Annotated in this window: 17 protein-coding genes; 5 read left to right on the forward strand and 12 right to left on the reverse strand. The window is 64.7% G+C overall.

What is annotated here, in order from left to right; all coding sequences use genetic code 11:
- Position 1: 1 nt before the first annotated feature.
- The 3 genes from S58_RS23825 to S58_RS23835 are packed head-to-tail and all read right to left on the reverse strand — an operon-like array spanning position 2 to position 2149.
- On the reverse strand, positions 2–733 hold the full coding sequence (locus tag S58_RS23825) for an amino acid ABC transporter ATP-binding protein (protein WP_015667933.1): 732 nt from the start codon (positions 731–733) through the stop codon (positions 2–4).
- Positions 730–1383, reverse strand: a complete 654-nt coding sequence (locus S58_RS23830) for an amino acid ABC transporter permease (RefSeq protein WP_015667934.1) — start codon at positions 1381–1383, stop codon at positions 730–732. Before S58_RS23830 ends, S58_RS23825 begins: the two co-directional genes overlap by 4 nt.
- A gap of 7 nt (positions 1384–1390) precedes the next feature.
- On the reverse strand, positions 1391–2149 hold the full coding sequence (locus S58_RS23835) for an ABC transporter substrate-binding protein (RefSeq protein ID WP_015667935.1): 759 nt from the start codon (positions 2147–2149) through the stop codon (positions 1391–1393).
- A 181-nt stretch (positions 2150–2330) separates the two neighbouring features.
- Between S58_RS23835 and S58_RS23840 the strand changes: the two genes are divergently transcribed.
- Positions 2331–2972: a helix-turn-helix domain-containing protein gene (locus S58_RS23840; protein ID WP_042340179.1), complete on the forward strand. Its 642-nt coding sequence runs from the start codon at positions 2331–2333 to the stop codon at positions 2970–2972.
- 5 nt (positions 2973–2977) lie between these two features.
- Here the strand turns inward: S58_RS23840 and S58_RS23845 are convergent, their stop codons facing one another.
- Both S58_RS23845 and S58_RS23850 read right to left on the reverse strand, forming a co-directional pair.
- Positions 2978–4636, reverse strand: coding sequence for a copper resistance D family protein (locus tag S58_RS23845; protein ID WP_015667937.1), 1659 nt, complete (start codon positions 4634–4636; stop codon positions 2978–2980).
- Between the two features lie 9 nt (positions 4637–4645).
- Positions 4646–5011, reverse strand: coding sequence for a copper resistance CopC family protein (locus S58_RS23850; RefSeq protein WP_015667938.1), 366 nt, complete (start codon positions 5009–5011; stop codon positions 4646–4648).
- A gap of 342 nt (positions 5012–5353) precedes the next feature.
- Between S58_RS23850 and ilvD the strand changes: the two genes are divergently transcribed.
- Entirely contained in the window at positions 5354–7192 is a 1839-nt protein-coding gene (gene ilvD, locus S58_RS23855) for a dihydroxy-acid dehydratase (protein WP_015667939.1), read from the forward strand.
- Positions 7193–7452: 260 nt separating this feature from the next.
- On the opposite strand, the gene S58_RS23860 is transcribed toward ilvD, so the two are convergent.
- Positions 7453–8364 (reverse strand): amino acid ABC transporter substrate-binding protein, encoded by a 912-nt coding sequence (locus S58_RS23860; RefSeq protein ID WP_015667940.1) that lies wholly within the window; start codon positions 8362–8364, stop codon positions 7453–7455.
- Between the two features lie 182 nt (positions 8365–8546).
- Here S58_RS23860 and S58_RS23865 point away from each other — a divergent pair, with 182 nt between their 5' ends.
- Positions 8547–8855 carry a DUF3303 domain-containing protein gene (locus S58_RS23865; protein WP_015667941.1) on the forward strand — a complete coding sequence of 103 codons (309 nt, stop codon included), beginning with the start codon at positions 8547–8549 and terminating at the stop codon, positions 8853–8855.
- A gap of 148 nt (positions 8856–9003) precedes the next feature.
- Here the strand turns inward: S58_RS23865 and S58_RS23870 are convergent, their stop codons facing one another.
- The 6 genes from S58_RS23870 to S58_RS23895 form a co-directional block, all read right to left on the reverse strand.
- Positions 9004–10203: an adenylate/guanylate cyclase domain-containing protein gene (locus S58_RS23870; protein ID WP_015667942.1), complete on the reverse strand. Its 1200-nt coding sequence runs from the start codon at positions 10201–10203 to the stop codon at positions 9004–9006.
- A gap of 216 nt (positions 10204–10419) precedes the next feature.
- Complete coding sequence (locus tag S58_RS23875) at positions 10420–11706, reverse strand: carbohydrate porin (protein ID WP_244440633.1); 1287 nt, start codon at positions 11704–11706, stop codon at positions 10420–10422.
- 401 nt (positions 11707–12107) lie between these two features.
- Positions 12108–15065: a bifunctional [glutamine synthetase] adenylyltransferase/[glutamine synthetase]-adenylyl-L-tyrosine phosphorylase gene (locus S58_RS23880; protein ID WP_015667944.1), complete on the reverse strand. Its 2958-nt coding sequence runs from the start codon at positions 15063–15065 to the stop codon at positions 12108–12110.
- Complete coding sequence (locus tag S58_RS23885; protein WP_015667945.1) at positions 15062–16522, reverse strand: sensor histidine kinase; 1461 nt, start codon at positions 16520–16522, stop codon at positions 15062–15064. The genes S58_RS23880 and S58_RS23885 overlap by 4 nt, the downstream gene beginning before the upstream one ends.
- The gene (locus S58_RS23890) at positions 16506–17186 is read right to left on the reverse strand and encodes a response regulator transcription factor (protein ID WP_015667946.1); all 681 of its coding nucleotides are present in this window, start codon (positions 17184–17186) and stop codon (positions 16506–16508) included. The genes S58_RS23885 and S58_RS23890 overlap by 17 nt, the downstream gene beginning before the upstream one ends.
- 260 nt (positions 17187–17446) lie before the next feature.
- Positions 17447–19033 (reverse strand): Do family serine endopeptidase, encoded by a 1587-nt coding sequence (locus S58_RS23895; RefSeq protein WP_015667947.1) that lies wholly within the window; start codon positions 19031–19033, stop codon positions 17447–17449.
- Between the two features lie 1712 nt (positions 19034–20745).
- On the opposite strand from S58_RS23895, the gene S58_RS23900 reads away from it, so the two are divergent.
- Together S58_RS23900 and S58_RS37735 are read left to right on the forward strand one after the other, a co-directional pair.
- Positions 20746–21957: a pentapeptide repeat-containing protein gene (locus S58_RS23900; protein ID WP_015667948.1), complete on the forward strand. Its 1212-nt coding sequence runs from the start codon at positions 20746–20748 to the stop codon at positions 21955–21957.
- Between the two features lie 74 nt (positions 21958–22031).
- A complete protein-coding gene (locus S58_RS37735) occupies positions 22032–22601 on the forward strand; it encodes a hypothetical protein (RefSeq protein ID WP_144058380.1) in 570 nt (189 codons plus the stop codon).
- Positions 22602–22856: the final 255 nt, after the last annotated feature.

A 22856-nucleotide genomic window follows, 5' to 3' on the forward strand; every position in this document is an offset into this window, starting at 1 on the left:
GTCACAGCGGATGCAGCACGCGGCGCAAGAAATCTTGCGTCCGCGGATGCTGCGGTTGATTGAGCACGGCCTTCGCGGGCCCCTGCTCGACGATGACGCCGCCGTCAATGAAGAGGACGCGGTCGGCGACGTCGCGGGCAAAGCCGATCTCGTGGGTCACGACGACCATAGTCATGCCGTCATCGGCCAGCTTGCGCATCACACCCAGGACGTCGCCGACGAGCTCGGGGTCGAGCGCCGAGGTCGGCTCGTCGAACAGGATCGCCTTGGGCTGCATCGCGAGTGCGCGGGCGATGGCGACGCGCTGCTGCTGGCCACCGGAGAGCTGCGGCGGATGCACGTCGGCCTTGTCAGCGAGCCCGACCTGCGCGAGCAGCGCCCGGCCGCGCTCCAGGGCCGCCGCGCGCGGCTCCTTCTTCACGTAGAGCGGTCCTTCGATGACGTTGTCGAGCGCGGTGCGGTGCGGAAACAGGTTGAAGCGCTGGAACACCATCGAGACCTGGGTGCGGATCGCCACGATCGACCGCGCATCGCGGTTGACGCGCAGGCCCTCGATGCTGATGGTCCCGCGATCGTAGCTTTCGAGCCCGTTGATACAGCGCAGGATTGTCGACTTGCCGGAGCCGGAGGGGCCGATGATGCAGACCACCTCACCCTTGTCGACCGACGCCGTGATGCCCTTGAGCACCTCGACCTTGCCGAAGCTCTTGTGGACGTCGGACAGCTCGATCATCGCTTGCCCGCCCGCTTCTCGACGTGCCGGACCAGGAGGATCAGCGGGATGCTCATGGTGAGATACATCAGCGCCACCAGCGTGAAGACGCTGGAGTTCTTGAAGGTCGAGGACGCGATCAGCTTGCCCTGCAACGCCAGCTCGGCAACCGTGATGGTCGAGGCCTGTGAGGAGTCCTTCAGCATCATGATCATGACGTTGCCGTAGGGCGGCAACACGATGCGCACCGCCTGCGGCAGCACCACGCGGCGCATCGTCATCCACCAGCCCATGCCGATTGATTGCGCCGCCTCGATCTGGCCCTTGTCGATCGCCTCGATGCCGGCGCGAAAGTTCTCCGCCTGATAGGCCGAATAGGCGATGCCGAGGCCGAGAATGGCGGCCTGCAGCGCCGACAAGGTCACGCCGAGATCCGGCATGACGAAGTAGAGATAGAACAGCAGCACGATGATCGGGATGCCGCGGATCAAATTGATCAGGCTCGCGCTCAGGCCCGACAGCAGACCGATGCCCGAGACCCGCATCATCGCCCAGACGAGCCCGAGCACGGTCGAGAGCAGCAGCGATCCCAAGGTGACAACGATCGTCAGCGCGACGCCGTTGAGCAGGATCGGAAAGAACTCGACGGCGTCGTGCCAGAAGCCCTTCATCGGCCGGTCAGCCCTTCAGGCCCCATTTGTCGAGGATCTTGTCCACCGTCCCGTTCGCCTTCAGCTTGGAAAGCGAAGCGTTGATCTTGCCGAGCAGCTCGGCCTCGCCCTTGCGCACGCCGATGCCGACCGAGCCGACCGTGACGGGCTTGTAGCCGGCGACGAGGCGCGCTTCGGGGAAGCCGCCCTGCTTGAGGTTGTAGGCCAGGATCGGATAGTCGGCGAAGCCCGCCTTGAGGCGGCCGGTGTTCACGTCGCGCAGGATGTCGGGAATGGTGTCGTAGGCCTTCACGTCGGAGAACAGCCCGGATTTCTTTAGCGCATCGACGAAGGCGGTGCCGATTTGCGCGCCGACCACCTCGCCTTTGAGATCGTCCTGCGACGCGTAGGCCTTGGTGTCGGACTTCGGCACGATCAGGCCCTCGCCGTAGGTGTAGATCGGATCGGAGAAATCGATCACCTCCTTGCGCGGCGCGGTGATGAACATCGCCGCCGCGATGATGTCGATCTTGCTCGAGGTCAACGACGGAATCAGCGCGGAGAACGGCATCGGCTCGATCTGCACGTTGAAGCCCGCATCCTTGCCGATCTCGGTCATGAGATCGACCATGACGCCCTGGATCTGATTGGTCTTGGTATCGAGGAAGGTGAAGGGAATGCCCGTCGGGGTCGAGCCGACCTTGAGCACTTGCTGCGCCGATGCCGGCGCGACGGCGAACATCGCGAGCGCCGCCACCGCGGCCTGGACCAAACGCTTCAACGGCATCGCATTCCCCTTCGGGTACGACCGATCACGGCGTGTCTCACAAGCGCGATGGCAAACGTTGCGGGCTTCGCTGTTTCGGCCTATTTTCACCAATATGAAAATTTGGTCACACTTTTCCGGGTCATGCAAGCGGTTTTCATGCACATGAAGGAAGCGGTCTGACGTGAGTGGCGGCAAGAGAATGCTCAAACCAGGCGCAACGAAGCCTTCGCGGAAGGCGAAGACGGCGGCCAAGCCGGCCACGAAGCCGGTCGAACCGGCGATGGATGTCGCGGTCGGCCGCCGCATCCGCGATCTCAGGCGCAACAGACAACTCTCGCTCGAGACCGTCGCGGCCAGGACCGCGCTCTCGATCGGCTTCCTCAGCCAGATCGAGCGCGGCCTGTCATCACCGTCGCTGCGCGTGCTGATCGCGCTCGCCGACGTGCTCGGCGTCAGCATCGCGGCGCTATTCGGCGCAAGCCCGGGCGGCGATGCCGCCTCGGACGCGGTGGTCACACGCGGCCAGCAGCGCCCGGAGCTGAAACTGTGGCGTACCGGAGTTTCAAAACAGCTGCTCAGCGCCGCCGGCGGCGACAACAAGCTCAACCTATTCCTGGTGCATCTGGAGCCCCGTGGCTCGACCGGCGACGAGCTCTACACCCATGACGGCGAGGAAGCCGGCCTCGTTCTCGAAGGCGAGATGATACTGACGGTCGATGCCGAGACCTGGTCGCTCAAGCAAGGCGACAGCTTCCGCTTCGCCAGCCGCAGGCCGCACCGCTTCTCCAATCCGGCCGGTGATGCGAAGGCGGTCGTGCTGTGGGTGAACTGCGTGACCTGAGCGGATTACGCCTCGCGATAATCCAGCAGGATCAGACCGACCAGAACGAAGGCCACCGGCCAGACCCAGGCGGCGGCGCGGCTGATCCGCCCGTCCATGCGCAGCTCCAGCCAGCGCGCCCATCCCGCGATGATGCCGCACAGCGCCAGTGGCGTGTGGCTCATCTCGATCAGCAGCTGGTCCTTGATGTTGGCGATGGCGTGCGAATGCGTCATCAGCAGCGCGCCGCCGGCGGCGACCGTGAGCGGAAACACCAGCGCCGCCCGCCCCGCAGCCTTGCCGCGCAGCCGCACGCGCCATTCGAACAGGCCGAACAGGATGATCAGCACCACGAACAGCCGGTGCTGCGCCACTTCGGGATCGCGCAACGAGGCGAAGAAGCCGATCGGGCCGAGCGGCCAGGCCATCTCGTCGGCGCGCAGGAACAGGAACGCCGCCATCAACAAAAACAGCAGCGGCCAGTGTCTTGCCCAGCGGCCCCAGGAGAAGCGCTCGATCAGCGCGAGCAGGCCGATCAGCACCACGAAGATGCCGGCCCAATGGTGGTTGTATTCCGACCAGGCGATGTCGGCGGCGCTGCGCGGCAGGATCACGCCTTCGCCGGGCACATAGGCCGGCGGCGCGGTCACGCGCTGGGCGTCGGCGGCATCGATCCTGGCCTGCAGCTGCGAGATTGTCAGTTCGTCGACCGACGGGCTCGTCAGCCGCGGCCATTGCGGCGCGGCGCGTTCGACGACCTCAGGCCAGCTGAGGCGGTCCTGGCTGAGATCGATGCCGGGCGGCAGCGAGGTCAGCGATCCCGCGGTCAAAAGCACCGTGAGCCCGATGCCGAGCTCGACCTCGACGAAGCGCTTCATCCGCAACAGCGGTGCCGTGGGATCGCGGCGGCGCAGCCGTTCCACCGCAAAGTAGTTGCCTGCGCCGAGCACAAGCAGCATCAGCAGCATCGCGACCTTGGCCGAAACCATCACGCCATAGGCGGTGCCGTAGATCGCCGCGAACGAGCCGAGATAGGCGACGGCCATGATCGTGCCGCCGAGCACGATCGCGGCTACCGAAACCATCGACATCAGTGAATAGCGCGGGCCGATCAGGCGAAGATCATCGTCGGTCTTGCAGCCGTTCAGCGCCATCAGGAAATACGGCAGGCCGCCGATCCAGACGCCGGCGCCGAGCATGTGCAGGAAGTCGGCCGCAAGCAGCGGCCAGCGCAGGTCGAGCCGGCTCGCCGCATGGGTCAAATTGAGCTGCATCGCCAGCGCCGATAGGGCCAGCCCAACCAGCGCCACCGCGCGCCAGGTGATCCACGTCCCCGTCCTGGCCAGCAGCGCAATCCCAAGCGCACAGACAGCGACCGCAATGCCGGAACGCGCAAAATCGGCCCCTGCGGCCTCGCCCAAGGAGAGATCGAGCGTGCCAGTGAGCGCCGCCACGTTGACCGCGAGCGAAGCCAGCACGACCACGAACCAGACGAAGGCGCTGCGGCGCAGGAATCGCTGCCCCCTCTTAGCCACCACGATCGCGTCGGCGGAAAGACGGTCCTGCAGCGGACGCAGCAGCAGGAGCTGGAAGGCGAGGCCGCCGATCGTGAACGATTGCGCAAGCAAGGTCAGCCCGCGCAGCACGACCGACACATAGCCGAAGATGTCGAGAAACAGCGCCACGGCCGCAGGCTAACGTACGTTGAATGGAATGTCGCCGCGGGTGATGTGGCCGTCGACGCTGAGCACCTGCCACTGCAGGTGCCACGCCCCGGGGCTGAGTGTCCTCGCCTGCGCGTCGATCTCGTCGGCCGGCGTATCGGTGGCGGGCGTCAGCGCCTGCTCCGCGCCATCGGGCGCGCGCAGCTTCAGCCGCGAGCGGGCGTGATCGATACGGCTGTTGAAGCGCAGCCGGATCGCGACGGCCGACGTGTCGATCGTCGCCCCCGACGCCGGCTGCGCGGAGACGATAACGGCGTGCGCCAAGACACCGTGTGGAAGGACCAGCAGCATCGCGGCGAGGGACAACAGGAGGCGGGATCGCGGGACGGACGGCATGGGATCAATCGACGACGGGCTGACATGCGCCGGGCTTCCCGAGGACGAGAGCAGCGCAGGAAAAGAACTTCCTCGTTCTATTGTACGGTACTCACGTGTTCCGTAAATAGCCACAAAGTCGTGACCCGCGCAGGCCGGCGCCGGGCCATGGATCGCCATGCACGCGCTGCACTGAATGCGAGCCGGCCTGCCCTCCCGGCATCCCCGGACGGCGAAATTTAGGGTCGAATCGTCAAGCACTTCGCTGTATGCCTCGCCGCGTCATTGCCGCCCGTCCGGCTCGGCCTGCCGCCCGGCCCGCGGACCAACATTGCCTTTCGAGGAACGCCTAAGGAAACCGCCATGCCCGCCTATCGCTCCCGCACCTCCACCCATGGCCGCAACATGGCCGGCGCCCGCGGCCTGTGGCGCGCCACCGGCATGACCAATGAGGATTTCGGCAAGCCGATCATCGCGGTCGTCAACTCCTTCACCCAGTTCGTGCCGGGCCACGTCCACCTCAAGGACCTCGGCCAGCTGGTCGCGCGCGAGATCGAGAAGGCCGGCGGCGTCGCCAAGGAGTTCAACACCATCGCGGTCGATGACGGCATCGCGATGGGCCATGACGGCATGCTCTACAGCCTGCCCTCGCGCGAGCTGATCGCCGACAGCACCGAATACATGGTCAACGCGCATTGCGCCGACGCCATGGTCTGCATCTCCAATTGCGACAAGATCACCCCTGGCATGCTGATGGCCGCGATGCGCCTCAACATCCCCGCCGTGTTCGTCTCGGGCGGGCCGATGGAGGCCGGCAAGGTCACGCTCGGCGGCAAGCTGCGCAAGGTCGACCTGATCGACGCGATGATCACGGCCGCCGACGACAAGGTCTCGGACGCCGATGTCGAGGTGATGGAGCGCTCGGCGTGCCCGACCTGCGGCTCGTGCTCGGGCATGTTCACCGCGAACTCGATGAACTGCCTGACCGAGGCGCTCGGCCTGTCGCTGCCCGGCAACGGCTCGGTGCTGGCGACCCATGCCGACCGCAAGGGCCTGTTCGTCGAGGCCGGTCATCTGATTGTCGATCTCGCCCGCCGCTACTACGAGCAGGACGATGCGTCCGTGCTGCCGCGCAACGTCGCCAACTTCAAGGCGTTCGAGAACGCAATGAGCCTGGACATCGCGATGGGCGGCTCGACCAACACCGTGCTGCATCTGCTCGCCGCCGCCTATGAAGGCGAGATCGGCTTCGGCATGACCGACATCGACCGCCTGTCGCGGAAAGTGCCGGTGCTGTGCAAGGTCGCGCCATCCGTGCCCGACGTGCACATGGAGGACGTGCATCGCGCCGGCGGCGTGATGGCGATCCTCGGCGAGCTCGCCCGCGCCGGTCTCGTCCATACCGACCTGCCGAGCGTGCATTCGGCGTCCCTCAGCGCTGCGCTGGAGCGCTGGGACATCAGCCGCACGGCGAGCGAGAGCGTCAAGACCTTCTACATGGCCGCGCCCGGCGGCGTGCCGACGCAGGTCGCATTCAGCCAAGACCGCCGCTACGAGGAACTCGATCTCGACCGCGAAAAAGGCTGCATCCGCGATGTCGCGCACGCCTACTCCAAGGATGGCGGCCTTGCCGTGCTGACCGGCAACATCGCCGTCGACGGCTGTATCGTGAAGACCGCGGGTGTCGACGCCTCGATCCTGAAATTCTCAGGCCCTGCGCGCGTCATGGAGAGCCAGGACGCTGCGGTCGAAGCGATCCTCACCAACAAGATCAAGGAAGGCGACGTCGTCGTCATCATCTATGAAGGCCCGCGCGGCGGCCCCGGCATGCAGGAGATGCTGTATCCGACCAGCTATCTGAAATCGAAGGGCCTCGGCAAAGCGTGCGCACTGATCACCGATGGCCGCTTCTCCGGCGGCACCTCGGGGCTGTCGATCGGCCACGTCTCGCCGGAAGCCGCCGAAGGCGGCCTGATCGGCCTTGTCAAGGACGGCGATCGCATCGAGATCGACATCCCCAACCGCGCCATCCATCTCGCGGTGTCGGATGCGGAGCTCGCCCAGCGCCGCGCCGCGATGGAGGCCCGGGGGGACCAGGCCTGGAAGCCGAAGACCCGCGCCCGCAAGGTCTCGACCGCGCTGAAAGCCTACGCCGCCTTCGCCTCCAGCGCCGCCAAGGGCGCCGTGCGGATCGTGAAGTAAGTGAATGAGGCGCATGAGACGCGCCGCTCTGTCCGCTGGCTCGGTGTACCTCGCCCCGCTTGCGGGGAGAGGTCGGATTGCATCGTCAGATGCAATCCGGGTGAGGGGGTACAGGTCTAGCCGCTGACACTTCCCGTGCGGCTGCCCCTCACCCCAACCCTCTCCCCGTAAGAACGGGGCGAGGGAGCGCACCGCTCGCGGAGCAACTAATTACGTCTCACCACTTGATAGAATTCACACGCCAACCCATGCGGCGTCTATCAATACGCCTTGGGGTCCCCGCTGTCGTTCGGATGCGCGAAGGCTTTTGCCAGGACCGGCGTCATTGGGAAGTTGAAATTCACGCCCTTCGGCGGCACCGGGGTCATGAACCACTTCGCGTAGAGCGTCGCGATCTCCGGGCTCGTATAGAGTTTGGTGGCGGCGCGGTCGACGACGGCCTTGAAGGCGGGATCGTCCTTGCGCAGCATGATGCCGTAGGGCTCCGGCATCGAGAACTGGTCGGTCGAGATCGCAAAGTCCGACGGCGTCTTCGCGCTGGCCACGAGGCCGGCGAGCAGGATGTCGTCCATGACATAGGCGTCGGCGCGGCCGTTCTCGACCATCAGGAAACCCTCGGCATTGTCCTTCGAGGTCAGGATGTTCATGCCGAGCTGGCGCGCGGTGTTGGCCTCGAACAGCTGCTTGATGTTGCTGGTGCCCGATGTCGAGGCCACCGTCTTGCCCTTCAGATCGTCGATCGTCTTGAGCCCGCTCGACGTCTTGGCGACGAAGCGGTTGGCGGTGAGGAAGTAAGTCGGCGAGAACGACACCAGCCGCTGGCGCTCGATGTTGTTGGTGGTCGAGGCGCATTCGAGGTCGATGGTGCCGTTGGTCATCAGCGGAATGCGCGTCGCCGACGACACCGGCGTCAGCTTGACCTCGAGCTTGTCAAGCTTGAGCGTCGCCTTGATCTCGTCGACGATCTTGCCGCAGATGTCGAGCGCGAAGCCGAGCGGCTTCTGGCTGTCGTCGATATAGGAGAATGGCAGCGAGGTTTCGCGATAGCCGATCGTGATCGCGCCGGTCTCCTTGATCTTCTGCAGGGTGCCGGAGAGCTCCTCGGCACACGCAGGTGCTGATAGCACCGTTGCAACCAGGGCCGCGTACGCAACAAGACATGCCTTCTTCATCGGTCCTCTTCCGCGTTGATGCAAGTTCCCTCACGAAAGCAAGGACTGGGCCAAGGAGGCCGCGCCTCGAGAGCCCGGCGCGCCAGTCCGGGCACCCCCTGCCGGGCTGCCGCCCGGCTCAGGCTGGTCCCCTGCCCCAATCCGGCTCACAATGCGCCGGACAATGCACGACGGAGACAGGCATGCTGTTCATGGTCATCGAACGCTTCAAGGACCGCGATCCGATTCCGGTCTACCGCCGCGTGCGCGACGTCGGCGTCAAGTTTCCCGACGGCCTGCAATATCTCGGCAGCTGGATCGAGCCGAATTTCGACCGCTGCTTCCAGCTGATGGAATGCGACGACGCCCGCTTGCTGCAACAGTGGATCCTGTCCAACGCGCACGACACCGGGATGACCTTCGAGATCGTGCCGGTGGTGACGAGCGCGGAAACGCGCGAGGTGGTGGCGCCGTATCTGGATGAGGCGCAAACGGCGGACAAGTCCGCGTAGGGTGGCAAAGGCGCAGCCGCGCTGTCTCCGCACGCGAGATCGCTGTGGCGCCGTGCCCACCGTCTTGCTGATGAGTTCGCGGAAAGACGGTGGGCACGCTGCCGCCTGGCGGCGGCGGCTTTGCCCACCCTACGACTACGAAGATGCCCTACCCCTCATACGAGAACAGCTCGATCGGGTCGCTGAAGCCGCGGACCGGATACTCGCCGACGCGCTCCAGCGCGAACTCGCCTTCGAGATGCTCGGCGAAGGCGCGCGACAACAGCACGTTGCGGCCGACCTGCTTTGTCAGCGCTTCCATGCGCGAGGCCATGTTGACGGCCGGGCCGATCACCGTGAAGTCGAGCCGGCTGACCGAGCCGATGTTGCCGTACATGACGTCGCCGAGATGGACGCCGATGCCATAATTGAGCGGCGCCCGCCCGGTTTCGGCATTGCGCGCGTTCAGCGCCGCCATCGCCTTGCGCGCGTCGGTCACGGCGTGCAGCAGATTGGCGCAGGCCTGCGGCTGGCTGAGCGGAAAGATCGCGAGCAGGCCGTCGCCGATGAATTTCAGGATCTCGCCGCCATGCTGCGTGATCGGCTCCACCATCGCGTCGAAATAGCCGTTGAGCAGATCGATGACGTCGTCGCGCGGCCAGTTGTCGGAGATTCGGGTGAAATCGCGCAGGTCGCAGATCATGATCGCCGCGCGCACCGTCGTGCCGCTGCCGCGCCGCGTGGCGCCGGCCAGGACCATCTCGGCGGCGTGCGGTCCGACATAGGTTTCGAGCAGGGTGCGCGCCAGACGATTCTTGATGCGGATCTCGCTGACCAGCGCCAGGATCGGCATGAGCCTCCGCAGCGCATCGATATGCGCCTGCTCGAAGCCGCCACGGCGGTCGGTCGCGAAGGTCACGATGTGGCGCTTGCCCAGCGTGTGGTAGATCGGCCAGGCGACATAGTCGGTCAGGCCCTGCGCCCGCATGTCGTCATAGACCGCATGCTGGCGGCCGAGCTCCGGATCGCGCGCGAGGTTCTCACGGATTTCTTCAACGCCGTCATGGATCTCGCTGGCGGGGCTGCCGATGTATTCCGACCGCTCCCTGACGTCATAGTCGACGCGGGCGATGTCGGCGCCCTGCATGCCGTCGCTCCACAGCATCCGGGCGCCGAGCCACTGCGGATGGTTGATCTGGACGTGCAGCGAGGCCCGCTTCACCGGGATGCCCGCGCGCTGCAGGCGGATGCACATCTGCGCGAAGATGTTGTCGATGAAGCGCTCGTCACTTGTCCCGCTGGTGAGCCAGTCCACGACGTCGTCGCCCAAGCGCTGGCCCGGGGCGAGAGGGGCTTCTGATGCAGTCATGGCGGTCTCCTGGCCTCGGCGCGACGGTTCAGGAGATGTCGTATCGCAGTGCGAAAGAGTCAATCGACGTCATGTCTCACCGCCTGCCCGAATGGGCAGGCGCCGTTAGCCTCGGCAACGGAGCGCTTAGGGGTATTCGCAAGCCACGAACGCCGCCGCACCTGGCCTGGGCGGATGATTCGATTGCTCATCCGCCCGTCCGATCATCCTGCGATCTCAGAAGTGAACCACGCTACGGATACCAAGAACCACCGCGTTGCTGGTTTTCAAGCCCGCACCGTTGAAGCCGCGTCCGCCCGGATTGATCACATACTGGGCGTCGAACTTCAGGTTCATCCAGCCGGTCGCCTGCCAGCCATACCAGGCCTCGATCGGCACCTCGTTGCCGCCGGCATTCGGCGTCAGCGCCGCCGAGTTCACATGCGTCGTGCCCACAGCGAAGCCGACTTCGTCCTCGGGACGAAACGAGAAGGTGCCGGTGTGCTTGACGCCCCAGGAGATCTGGTAGTCCTGGTACGCCGTGCGGTGATCGGCAACGCTGGTGTTGAAGAAGGTGTACCAGCCCTGCGCCTTGGGACCATCGACCGTCAGACGCTGCAGGATCGATTCGTAGAAGCCATAGCGGCCACGCGTGCTGCTGAGGTTCTGATCGCCGACGCCGGGGCCGCCGTTGACAACGGCGATGATGCCGGGCAGGCCGCCATCGATCGTCGACGCGCTGTCATACCAGCCGCCGAAGCGCCAGGTGCCGTTCAGCGGACCGCTCGGCTCCCACACCACTTCCACCGGCACCAGCACGCCCGAAGCGGGGGTGGAGCGCGGAATGCCCGGCGCCAGATAGACGCCGGCGTCCGACGTCGTCAGATAGTTCGGATTGGCATCGTAGACACCGACGGAGAGCTTCCACTCCTTGGTGAAGTTGTAGTGCACGACGCCGGCCCACTGGCTCACCGGCCAGTTGTAGATATAGCCGCCCTGGATGTTGCCGGGCTGGCCGCCGCAGAAGGTCAGGTTGATGAACTCGCACTGGCCGAAGAAGAAGTCCGAGCCGACCGGCAGCCGGCCGCCCTTGAGCACGAGGCGGTCATCGAACAGCTTCTGCTGATAGTAGAACTCGGTCAGGCGCAGGATGTTGCCGCGGCCGAACACCTCGTTGGTCAGCTGCAGCGCCGGAATGCCGGCCTCGCTGTTGAGATTCTTGCCGAAGCGGTCGACCAGCGTGACACCGATCAAGCCGCCCTGGATGCCGGCGAGCTTGGCCATGTCGAACTTGGCCTCGAACCACAATTGCCCGGCATTGGCCGAGGTGTTGCGGGAGCCACCGGACAGATTGGTGACGGCCTCGTCACCAAGCGTGAGCGCGAGCGAGATGCCCTGCTCCTTCAATCTGGTACGGCCGAGATCGCCGAACAGATACGGCCGCGTCCAGAAATCATCGACGCCAGCATAGGGAATCGGCGGCGCCTTGGTCGGCAGATCGGCCGCAACTGCGCCACTTCCCATCAAACAAGACAAAGCAACCCCTACGCCGCACATGCGCGCGGTCGTCGCAAACCCACTCATTTTCCTGCTCCTCGCAGCGTCCCCAGGCTCTGGCTGTTTTTCTGTCGTGTCCGGCCCAAAGCCTTCGTTCCGGACACGCTTCCCCACGGCTCAATCCCGGCCGCCGCTCATTCAAGGAGCGAATTCGTCAACCTGAGATTGGAAGGCGATCCTAGCAAGCGCCGAGGTGCCTTTGAATAGTCATATTATATCGGGGAGTCGGTATAACCGTAACTGTGGCATGGTTGTCACATACCGTGGTGCGGAAATGGTGGGACATGGGTCCGTCCCGAAGAAGGCGCCAAACTCAGGAGCACGTAGATGCGCCGGCGCCCGCGCGGACAAGCAAGCGGCGAGTGCGCTCACGCCTCGAGCAGCGCGGTGAACACGCGGCGCACCTCGCTCTGCGTCTCGCGCAGGCGCGCCTCCAGCGCCGAGAAGTCCGGCGCGTCGCCGGCGCGCGCCATCACCCGCAACAGATCGTCGCCGGCCTGGTCCGGCTTGAACTTGTCGCTGACGCAGAGCCGCAGAATCTGCGTCAGGTCGTGATAGAGCCGCGCCGCCTGGCGCAGGATCACGGCTTCCGCGCGCGGCATCACGCCGAGCCGCTCGGCGCTGTCGAGCACCGCGAGCGAGCTGACGTCGAGGATCTCCGGCGTCGTCGCCGCGTGGATGAGCTGCAGATATTGCGCGACGAAGTCGATGTCGACCATGCCGCCGGCGGCGTGCTTGAGGTCCCACAGATCAGCCTCGCCCTTCTCGGCGGCGATCGCGCGGCGCATGTCCGCGACGTCGCGCGCGATCGCGGACGCATCGCGAGCGCGCCGGAGCGCGGCCTGGATGATCACCTCGATGCGGGCACGAAACGCCGGCGAGGCCGAGATCACCCGCGCGCGCGTCAGCGCCATGTGCTCCCAGGTCCACGCTTCCTGCTCCTGATAGTGCGCGAAGGAATCGATGTGCGAGGCCAGCGGGCCGGCGCGTCCCGAGGGACGCAGCCGCATGTCGATGTCGTAGAGCACGCCGTAATTGGTGCGCGAGGTGAAGGCGGAGATCAGCCGCTGCGTGAAGCGGGCGAAGTAGTGCGCACCCTGCAGCGAGCGCTCGCCATCGGAGTCGGGCGCGTCGGCGTCGAAATCATACAGCAGGATCAAATCGAGATCCGACGACGCCGTCATCTCGCGCGCGCCCAGCCGCCCCATGGCGACGATCGCGGTCTCCTGGCCCTTGATGCGGCCGTGCTGGGCGGCGAAGCGCTCGGTGACGAGATCATGCACGGTGTGCACGATGCCCTCGGCGACGTCCGCAAACGCCGTGCCGGCCTGCTGCGCGGAGACCGTGCCGGAGAGGATGCGCGTGCCGATCAGGAACAGGCTCTCCTGGCCGAACAGCCGCAGACGATCGAGAAATTCCTCGTAGGTGCCGGCGTCCTGCAGGGTCGCGGCGAGACGCTGCGACAATTCGCGCTTGTCCGGGATCGCGCCGAAGAAGCGCGGATCGATCAGGCCGTCCATCAGCCGCGGCTGCCGCGCCAGCATGTCGCCGAGCCGTGGCGCGGCGCCCAGCACCAGCGCAACGAGCGCAACCAGATCGCGGTTCTGTCCGAGCAAGGTGATCAGCCGGCCGCCGAGCTGCAGCGCCTGCAGGAAGCGGTCGAAGGCGACGACGGCACGGTCGGGCTCATCGGCGTGGGCGAGGCCGTCGATCAGCGCGGGGAGAAACTCGGTGAAGCCGGTCCGGGTCGCCTCGGCGCGAAACACGCGGTACTCGCCCGCGAGCCATTGCTGCAGGGTCTTCGCGACCATGACCGGATCGCGAAAACCCAGTCCGGCGAGATGCTCCATCAGGCGCGGCTCGTCCGGACCGGCACCGTAGTTCACTGCGGGAAGGCTGACGGTGCCAGTGGGATCGCCTTCGAACAGCCGGGCGTAGTGTCCCTGCACGACGTTGAGCTCGAACAGCAGATCGGCCGCAAAGCGCTCGCGGCTCTCATAGCCGAAAAAGCACGCGAACCGGCTGACGCCCTCGACGTCGTCGGGCAGGCTGTGGATCTGCTCATCCGCCATCATCTGCAGCCGGTGCTCGACCCGGCGCAAGAACTGATAAGCGATGCCGAGCTCGTCGCGGGCCTGCTCGGTGATCCAGTTGCTGGCGGTGAGCACGTCGAGCGCCTGCAAGGTCGGGCGCACCCGCAGCTCCGGGTGGCGGCCGCCGGCGATCAGCTGCTGGGTCTGGGCGAAGAACTCGATCTCGCGGATGCCGCCGCGGCCGACCTTGACGTTGTGCCCCTCGACCGCGATCTCGCTGTGGCCGCGATAGACCTGCATCTGCCGCTTCATGTCATGGACGTCGGTCAGCGCCTGGAAGTCGAGATGCTTTCGCCAGACGAACGGCGACAGCTCGGCCAGCATCGCCTCGCCCGCTGTGACATCGCCGGCGCAGACGCGGGCCTTGATCATGGCGGCGCGCTCCCAGGTGCGCCCTTCCCGCTCGTAGTAATGCAGCGCCGCCTCGGTCGACATCGCCACTTGCGTCGAGGCCGGATCGGGTCGCAGCCGGAGGTCGACGCGGAACACGTAGCCGTCGCCGGTGCGGTTCTGCAGCAGCCGCGCCAGCGCCTGGGTGACGCGAACGAAGAACGGCTGCGGCTCGATGTCGCGCGCCAGCGAATTGACCTCGGGATCGAAGAACACGATGAGGTCGATGTCGCTGGAGTAGTTCAGCTCGCCGGCGCCCATCTTGCCCATCGCGAGCACGAACAGGCCGCTGCCCTGCTCCGGATCGTCGGCATCCGCAGGCGAGAGCCGGCCGCGAGCGGCCTCCTGGCGGAGCAGATGCCGCAGCGCCATCTGCACAGAGGAAACCGCCACGTCGGTCAGCGCCGCCGTCACCTGCATCACAGGCCAGACGCCGCCGATGTCGCACAGCGCGATCAGGAGCGCCGCCTCGGCCTTGAGCCGCCGCAGCAGGCTCATCACCTCGGCTTCGCTGGAAGCGGCGAACACCTCGCGGCCGGTGCGCGTGATCAGCTCGATCAGATGCGCCTGCGGCTCGCAGCGCAGCAGGCGGTCGAGGCGGCGGGCGTCGGCGCGGGCGAGATCGAACAGATAGGGCGAGCACTCGGCGATGCCGAGCAGGATGGTCCGGGCCCAGCCGCCGGCGAGCAGCGCGCGGAGCGATGCGGCCAAGGGCGGCTCGAGCTCGGCGAGCCAGTCATCGAGACGCTGCTCTGCTTTGGCGGGCGCACGGACATGCGGGCCGGCAACGAAACGTTCGGCCAGGATCTGCCCGTCCGCGTTTCCCGGCGCGGATGAGATCATGCGGCCTTCTGTGGCACATCCTGCGTCGGCGCCGCAAGCTTGGCGGACAGGCCCGTCCCTGCGGGCAGCACCAGCGTCGCGACCAGCCCCGGCCGGGCATCGCCGAGCCGCAGCTCGCCGCCATGCAGGGTCGCCACCGCCGATGCGAGACTCAAGCCGAGCCCGGAACCGGGCAAGGTGCGGCTCGCCTCCAGCCGCACGAAGCGCTCGACGGCGTGCTTGCGCTCGGCCTCGGGGATGCCCTCGCCATGATCGGTGACGCTGAGCAGGACCTGGCCGCCCTCGCGCCGCGCCTCGATCAGGATCTCGCGGCGACTTGCCGCAGCCGCCGTATCGAGCGGCACCGCCGCCGGCTTGCCGTACTTGATCGCGTTCTCGACCAGATTGGCGAGCGCCTGGCTGATCAGCTCGCGATTGCCATGCACCGGCGCGGCCGCGGCCTTGACGCGCAACGTCATCTCGTTGTCTTCGGCGAGCGGCTCATACAGCTCGTGGATGCCGCCGGCGACATCCGCCGCATCGAATTCGACCATGTCGCCGCGTGCCTGCCCCGACTCCGCGCGCGCGATCATCAGGAGCGCATTGAAGGTGCGGATCAGGCCGTCGGATTCCTCGATCGTCCGCTCCAGCGCGCCGCGATATTCGTCCTCCGAACGCGACTTCGCCAGCGCCTCCTCGGCGCGGTTGCGCAGCCGCGTCAGCGGAGTCTTGAGATCGTGCGCGATGTTGTCGGAGACCTCCTTGAGGCTGGTCATCAGCGCCTCGATGCGCTCCAGCATCGCGTTGAGATTTTCGGCGAGACGATCGAGCTCGTCACCGCTGCGCCCGACCGGCAGCCGGCCCGAGAGGTCGCCGTCCATGATCCGCCGCGTCGTGCCGGTCATCGCATCGATCCGGTAAAGCACCCGCCGCGCCACGAAGATGCCGCCGCCGATGCCGAGCACGACGACCACGAGCACCGACCATTGCGCCGCCTTGGCGACGATGCCGATCAGCCGCCGCCGCTCCTCGAGATCGCGGCCGATCAAGAGACGAAACCCGCTCGACAGCTGCGTGACATAGACCAGCGCGCGGTGGTTATGATCGCTGGTGTCATCGAGCCGGCGATAGAAGGTTTCCGACCACCCGGACGAGCCCATCACGCCGGGCGCGAGCGAGCCGACATTGCCGGCGATCATCTGGCCCGTCGCGGTGGTGATGAGATAGAGATTGGCGCCAGGTCGCAGCGCGCGACTCTCGATGGCCCCGACGGTCCAGCGCAGGCCGCCGCGGGTGTAGATGTCGGTCATCTCGCTGATCTCGGCGGTGACCGTGGTCGAGATCTGCTCGGTGATCATGCGGCGCGTGTTCCAGGCGAAATAGCCGAGCAGCGAGGCTGCGAACAACGCAAACAACAGCAGATAGACCAGCGTCAGCCGGAACGCCGTGGTGCGGATCAGCTTACCGAAGGCCGTCACGAATCATGTACCCCGCGCCGCGGATGGTATGGAGCAGCGGCCGCTCGAAACCCTTGTCGATCTTGGAGCGCAGCCGCGAGATGTGGACGTCGATCACGTTGGTCTGCGGGTCGAAATGATAGTCCCAGACGTTCTCCAGCAGCATGGTGCGCGTCACCACCTGGCCGGCATGCTTCATCAGATATTCGAGCAGCCGGAACTCGCGCGGCTGCAGGGTCAGCTCGTCCTTGCCGCGCGCAACGCGATGCGACAGCCGATCGAGCTCGAGATCGCCGACCTTGTAGGTGGTCTCCTCGGCCGGCCCGCCATGACGGCGCGACAGCACTTCGACGCGGGCGAGCAGCTCGGCGAAGGCGTAGGGCTTGGGCAGGTAATCGTCGCCGCCGGCGCGCAGGCCCTTGATGCGGTCGTCGACCTGGCCAAGCGCGGACAGGATCAGGACCGGGGCGCGGTTGCCCTTGTCGCGCAGCGCGCCGATCACGGACAGGCCGTCGCGCTTCGGCAGCATCCGGTCGACCACCAGCACGTCGTAATCCCCGCTCTCGGCCATGGCGAGGCCCTCCTCGCCGTCGCTGGCGAGGTCGGCGACATGTCCGACCTCGCGGAACGCCTTGACCAGATAGTCGGCGGATTCGCGGTCGTCTTCGATGATCAGCAGGCGCATTGCGGAAACGGGGGCAGTCACGGTTCGATGTCCATCTACATGGCCCGGCCGCAGTTTCCGTGCAAGGCGGCGCGCGCCCGGGGGTTAACGAGACGGGAAAGTTGGGCGGCGAGGCTGGGGGACCTCACCGCCCGGAGTTCCTTCCGACGGAGGGGGGCGTTTTCCTACGGAAGGTGTGACGGGAGCGGGACTTCGCCCGCCCCCAGGAAGAACCGCCGACGCGGGGGCACATGCCGGCGATCCTCCATCTCGTGAAACCTTCAGCCCTTGGCGAGCGGGACTGCGACGAAGCGCGACTGGCCGCCGCTCTTCACGCGCATCAGCACGCTGTTCTTGTTGTCGGCCTTCGCCGCATTGATCGCCTCGCGCACGTCGCCGGCCGAGGTCACCGACTTGCCGGCGACTTCGAGGATGACGTCGCCTTCCTTGAAGCCGCGATCGGCGGCCGCGCTCTTCGGATCGACCTCGGTGACGACGACGCCATCCTTGCCGGCGCCGGCGACGCTCGAAGCCGGAGCGACGGTCATGCCGAGCTTGGGCACATCGGCGCCGCGGGTCGGGCTCGAATTGTCGTTGCCGCCAGTGTCGGCCTTCGCCTCGATTGTGTTCGGCAGCTTGCCGAGCGTCAGGTTGATGGTCTTCTCCTGGCCCTTGTGCAGGACGTTGAGCTTGACCGAGGCGCCCGGCGCGATGCCGCCGATGGTGCGGGCGAGCTCGCGCGCGTCCTTCACCGCCTCGCCATTGACCGAGGTGATGACGTCACCCGATTCGATGCCGGCCTTCGCCGCCGGACCATTGGCCTGCGGCTCGGCGACCAGCGCGCCCTCGGCCTTCTTCATGCCGAGGCTGTCGGCGATGTCCTGCGTCACCGGCTGGATCTGCACGCCGATCCAGCCGCGGCTGACCGAGCCAGAGTCCTTCAGCTGCGCGATCACGCTCTTGACCGTCGAGGCGGGAATCGAGAACGCGATGCCGACGCTGCCGCCGGACGGCGAATAGATCGCGGTGTTGACGCCGACCACGTTGCCGTCGACATCGAACGCCGGACCACCCGAATTGCCCTTGTTCACGGGCGCGTCGATCTGGATGAAATCGTCATAGGGGCCGTTGCCGATGTCGCGGCCCACGGCCGAGACGATGCCGGCCGTGACCGTGCCGCCGAGGCCGAAGGGATTACCGACCGCCAGCACCCAGTCGCCGATCCGCGGCTTGCCGTCGGCGAGCTTGGCGAACGGGAAGCTCGAAGAGCCCTCGACCTTGATCAGCGCGAGGTCCGTGCGCTGGTCGGTGCCGATCACCTTGGCGCTGTAGGTCTTGCCGTCGTCGGTCGTGACCTCGACCTTGTCAGCGCCGTCGACCACGTGGTTGTTGGTCACGGCATAGCCGTCGGCGGAGATGAAGAAGCCGGAGCCCTGCCCGGTGACGGCCCGGCCGCCGCGGCCGCCGCGCCCGCCCGGCATGCCGGGAATGCCGTTCTCACCGCCGAAGCGGCGGAAGAAGCGCTCCATCGGCGAGCCCGGCTGGAACGGCGTGTCCTCGTCATTGTCGTTCTTGGCGACCTTCTCGGCGATGTTGACCTTGACCGAAATCACCGACGGCTTCACCCGCTCCACGATGTCGGCAAAGCCGACGGGGCGCGCGACCTTGCTAACCTCGTTCGCGACCTGCGCATTGGCCGGGCTAGAGAACAGGTTCAGCGGCGTCCCCGACGGCGCCAAGCCATAGGTGGCGACACCGAGGCCCGCGACGACGGAGGCCATCAACGCGAACTTGCGCGCCGAGAACAGCCCGCGCCGCGGCTGGCGATAGGATGGGAGGGAGGACAGGTCGGTCGGACGGTCAGTCATACGGTTTTCTCCGCAAGCGATTTTGGTCAAGGGCTAAATTCTGTGTCCCGGGCTATGCGCCCCGTTCGCAAGTGAAGATGGGACTTGAAGCCTTACGGCGTGCTGGCTGCGGCGTTAAACTTCTGTAATGCACGGTGGCGAAGACTGCGGCGGAATGGCGCAGATGGTGGGAAGCGGACGAAAAGTCTTTTTGCCTCAGTTGCTTGCCGAAACACCTCAAGCCGCACGAGCGCCATTGGTGTGACCTGCCCGACCAAAGTCGTACGGCGCCCCACGGTCACTCCGCAGGGCGGGTCAGCCGCTGCGTAACCCGCCGCCACCCCGCCGCCCGGCCCAGACGGCGGATGACGCTTGCGCCACTCCGCCCTCCCCATCCCGGCTGCGTCCAGGCCCCGTAGCCCGCATGAGCGAAGCGACATGCGGGATCACTGCGTCCGTCACTGCCGCGCAAGCTCCCACCCCGCCCTCACCTGTCATTCCCCGCGAAAGCGGGGAATCCAGCACGCCGCGGCCTCCCGGCTCAACAATCACCGCCTCGGCGTACTGGATCCTCCGCTGGAGCCTGTCCTCGGGCTCGCCGAAGGCGAGACCCGGGAACGGAGGATGACAGCAGAGTGTGCGGCACCCTGCCCACCCCAATCTCCGTCATTGCGAGCGCGGCGAAGCGGGGAATCCAGCACGCCGCGGCCTCCCGGCTCGACAATCACCGCCTCGGCGTACTGATCCTCCGCCTCCGCGGAGGATGAAGCGGAGTGTGCGGCACCCTGCTCGCCCCAATTTCCGTCATTGCGAGCGCAGCGACGTGTCCGCCGAAGCCCATCGGGCGAAGGCGGAAGCAATCCAGAGTCGTGGGCGGGACTCTGGATTGCTTCGCTGCGCTCGCAATGACGCGGAGGCATCCTGATCCACACTATCAAACAGCCCTTGGAGCTAAGCATCATCGCCCTCGCGACGCAGTCCGCGCCCGAGTCATGCCCGTCAACTCGCACCCTCACAGCGAGGGCGCAGGGAAGGCCGGGAGCTCGCCGCCCCCATGGCCCCCGTGCGAACAAAAAGCACGGGGCAGGAACCACAGGTTCGGCTGGGACATCCCGGCCCTCCCTGCGCGATGGTGTTAACGCTTATACGTGATCTCCCCGGGGACCGGCTGTCTTGCCCCCGTCACCAGCGGATCATCACCGCCAGCTTGGCCGCAGCGTCGGGCGACCAGGACCACACGATTTCACGTCCGCAGTCCGCCGTTCGTCGGCAAGGCCAAAGCCCCGCTGCGGCAGCCCGCGTCCATCGCATTCCATCCCGACGTCCGTGACGATCGCGATACGCCCCCTCGGTGGTACGGAACGGGCGGAAGATACGGGTGATTTGGGGTGGGAGGCAAGAGGATTTTTGATTTTCGGAATAGATCGACGGGTTTCTGAACATTGGGCGGCTGGGGCGACGGGCAGTCAGCGTCAGAGCTTGGCACTACCTGTCCGCTTCATCTGACCATTGAGAGCCCATAAGACCTGCATCAAGAATCCCACCGATTCGTTTTTGCATTCCTTGGCGAGTATCTTCGATATCTAAGACAGATTCGTTGAACGCGACAACATATTGACCGCACGTCTTATCTAGATAGATGAGGACTAAGGTACGCCGCACTTTCGGCTTAGCGTAAATCTCAGCGGCTATTCGAATCGGAATTCCGAGGACAATCAGGACGCCAGCTCGCAATGAAACACGAAAAAGCTAATGGTGGTCTTAGTGTTTTGAGTGCACGCTCGCTTGACTTCCTAAGGATGCGTGGAAGAGAGATACTCGTTTTTCTGAGAGCGTCCTGGGTCTTCTTGACATTCGTAGTTGCCTTTTGCGTCCTTCTTTTTCTATTCAGTGCTCTCGATTGGGCGTTCTGGGCAGAGCAGACCTACGATGCAAAAGGCGCAATCACCGAAACGAAAATTGACCGTCTAAAGATCATTCAACAGGTTGGCCTGTTTATTGTGGCCGTGATCGGAGTTGGATTGGCGATCTGGCGCTCGCACACGGCCTATCGACAGGCCAATGCTGCTCTTGAACAATCCAAAACGGCTATTCGGCAGGCTGAAATTGCCGAAAATGGGCAACGCTTTGACAGGTATGCGCGCGCAGCACAGATGCTTGACAACGAAAAAGCCGCGGTTCGGCAGGCAGGCATCTATCTTCTTCGCGAGTTGGCAGCTAGCGACTCCACCCACCGGCCTTTGTGTGTGGAGCTCCTTGCAAGTTTTATTCGCTCTCGAAACACCGAGGGATTTGAACAGTTCGGTAGCGACACAGGATTCACTGATAAGCCCACGCCGCCGGACGTTGTCGATGCACTAAAAGCTCTTTGTTCTGCGCGCTCAGGATTGAAGGTCGATATTGATTTTACGAAATGCACCTTCAACAACATCGGATTTAATCCTCGGCACAATTTCTCAGGATTCGAGTTTAGAAATTGCATGTTCTCGCAGATGAGTGGCCATGGCGCGACGTTTGACGGTAGCACACTGAGTGATACCACGCTTCGGTATTCCACGTTGCTTCAGGCCAACATGCGCGGCGCCCACCTCTTTAGCTGCGATTTCAGAGGAGTTGAATTCGAAAGTGCGAACCTAAGCAATTCGGAGTTTTGGACCTGCACATTTACGGAGTGCACGTTCGAGAACTGCAATGTGAGCGGCGCGAAGTTCTACGACGATGATGTAAATTTCAAAATCCCGTTCGATCCCACGCTTCTTAAGGATGCTTGGGCGTGGCAGAATAATCTGCCAAAATTAGGTGCACCATTTTTGGGAACGGTCTACGACTCTGGAGTGAATGGGCAAGAGCGGAAAGCCTTCGAAAGGGCTCGGGAGCAAAGGCGCCAGCAGGGGTTGGATTTCTCAGAGTTCGCCCCCAGTGAAAAACTGAAGATCGTCCAATAAATCGAGCATAGCCAGACGCGCGCAGCGATATGGCCCACGCAACGGCCAATTCATAGATTGACGTGGAAGCCCTCATGACCAAAAAACCTCTCCCGGTTAAGAAGAAGGAATTCATGGAGGAGCACCTGCCCTATGAAATTACGTTGATGCGCGAGTCCTATAAACTTGCGCTCATTCCCAAACCTTGGGCCGAGCACAACTCTTTCATTGTCGCCTTTCTCAACTCAAGCCGAAATTTGATAGAGTTCTTCAAGAACAAGCCATCATGCGACTTTGACCCAAGAATGTTTACTCGGTCTACATACCAAATCGAAAAGCGATTTCTTCGCGATACCATTCTGACGGAAGTGAACAATCAAATATCTCACCTCACAAGCAAACGCACAAAAGTATTGAATGAAAAACTTGGCGAGAAGCTTTGGGCCGAACTCAATGCCAATCTGGAGTCCGAAATTTCTCGGTTTGAAAAAGCTCTTACCGACGAATACAAGCGAATATGGAAGTTACCACAGAGCTTCGCGATCTCGACATCTAACGTCTCGGGACAATCTTCATCTCCGACTTCCACAGTGACCGTTACAACAGATTCGCGCACAGATTGTTTGATCGCCGGCCCGACAGGTCCGTCCGGCCCTCAAAGATGAGACAAGTTGCGGACACAGTTGTACCCCATCCAAATTCCAGGCGGCAAGCTCCGGAGCTGAACCTTTGTGGTTGCGTCGTACAGTGAGCGTAGCCCGTATGAGCGCAGCGATGTCCGGAGTCACCTCCACGGCTCGTGTGAACCCGGATGTCGCTGCGCTCATCCGGGCTACGGGGACTGCTTGCCCGATCGGCAGTGCGTAGGGCGGCTTAGTTAGCCGGAGGCGTAAGCCGCCTCTGTTTATTGGGTGGGGATG

Source organism: Bradyrhizobium oligotrophicum S58, assembly GCF_000344805.1.
In the GTDB taxonomy this organism is placed as follows: domain Bacteria; phylum Pseudomonadota; class Alphaproteobacteria; order Rhizobiales; family Xanthobacteraceae; genus Bradyrhizobium; species Bradyrhizobium oligotrophicum.

Bases quoted from the DNA above. Each gene is read 5' to 3' on its own strand.
- S58_RS37735 (WP_144058380.1), top strand. From the start codon at position 22,032: ATGACCAAAAAACCTCTCCCGGTTAAGAAGAAGGAATTCATGGAGGAG.
- S58_RS23870 (WP_015667942.1), bottom strand. From the start codon at position 10,203: ATGACTGCATCAGAAGCCCCTCTCGCCCCGGGCCAGCGCTTGGGCGAC.
- S58_RS23900 (WP_015667948.1), top strand. From the start codon at position 20,746: ATGAAACACGAAAAAGCTAATGGTGGTCTTAGTGTTTTGAGTGCACGC.
- S58_RS23890 (WP_015667946.1), bottom strand. From the start codon at position 17,186: ATGCGCCTGCTGATCATCGAAGACGACCGCGAATCCGCCGACTATCTG.
- S58_RS23875 (WP_244440633.1), bottom strand. From the start codon at position 11,706: ATGGGAAGTGGCGCAGTTGCGGCCGATCTGCCGACCAAGGCGCCGCCG.
- ilvD (WP_015667939.1), top strand. From the start codon at position 5,354: ATGCCCGCCTATCGCTCCCGCACCTCCACCCATGGCCGCAACATGGCC.
- S58_RS23850 (WP_015667938.1), bottom strand. From the start codon at position 5,011: ATGCCGTCCGTCCCGCGATCCCGCCTCCTGTTGTCCCTCGCCGCGATG.
- S58_RS23865 (WP_015667941.1), top strand. From the start codon at position 8,547: ATGCTGTTCATGGTCATCGAACGCTTCAAGGACCGCGATCCGATTCCG.
- S58_RS23860 (WP_015667940.1), bottom strand. From the start codon at position 8,364: ATGAAGAAGGCATGTCTTGTTGCGTACGCGGCCCTGGTTGCAACGGTG.
- S58_RS23830 (WP_015667934.1), bottom strand. From the start codon at position 1,383: ATGAAGGGCTTCTGGCACGACGCCGTCGAGTTCTTTCCGATCCTGCTC.
- S58_RS23895 (WP_015667947.1), bottom strand. From the start codon at position 19,033: ATGACTGACCGTCCGACCGACCTGTCCTCCCTCCCATCCTATCGCCAG.
- S58_RS23835 (WP_015667935.1), bottom strand. From the start codon at position 2,149: ATGCCGTTGAAGCGTTTGGTCCAGGCCGCGGTGGCGGCGCTCGCGATG.
- S58_RS23880 (WP_015667944.1), bottom strand. From the start codon at position 15,065: ATGATCTCATCCGCGCCGGGAAACGCGGACGGGCAGATCCTGGCCGAA.
- S58_RS23840 (WP_042340179.1), top strand. From the start codon at position 2,331: ATGCTCAAACCAGGCGCAACGAAGCCTTCGCGGAAGGCGAAGACGGCG.
- S58_RS23825 (WP_015667933.1), bottom strand. From the start codon at position 733: ATGATCGAGCTGTCCGACGTCCACAAGAGCTTCGGCAAGGTCGAGGTG.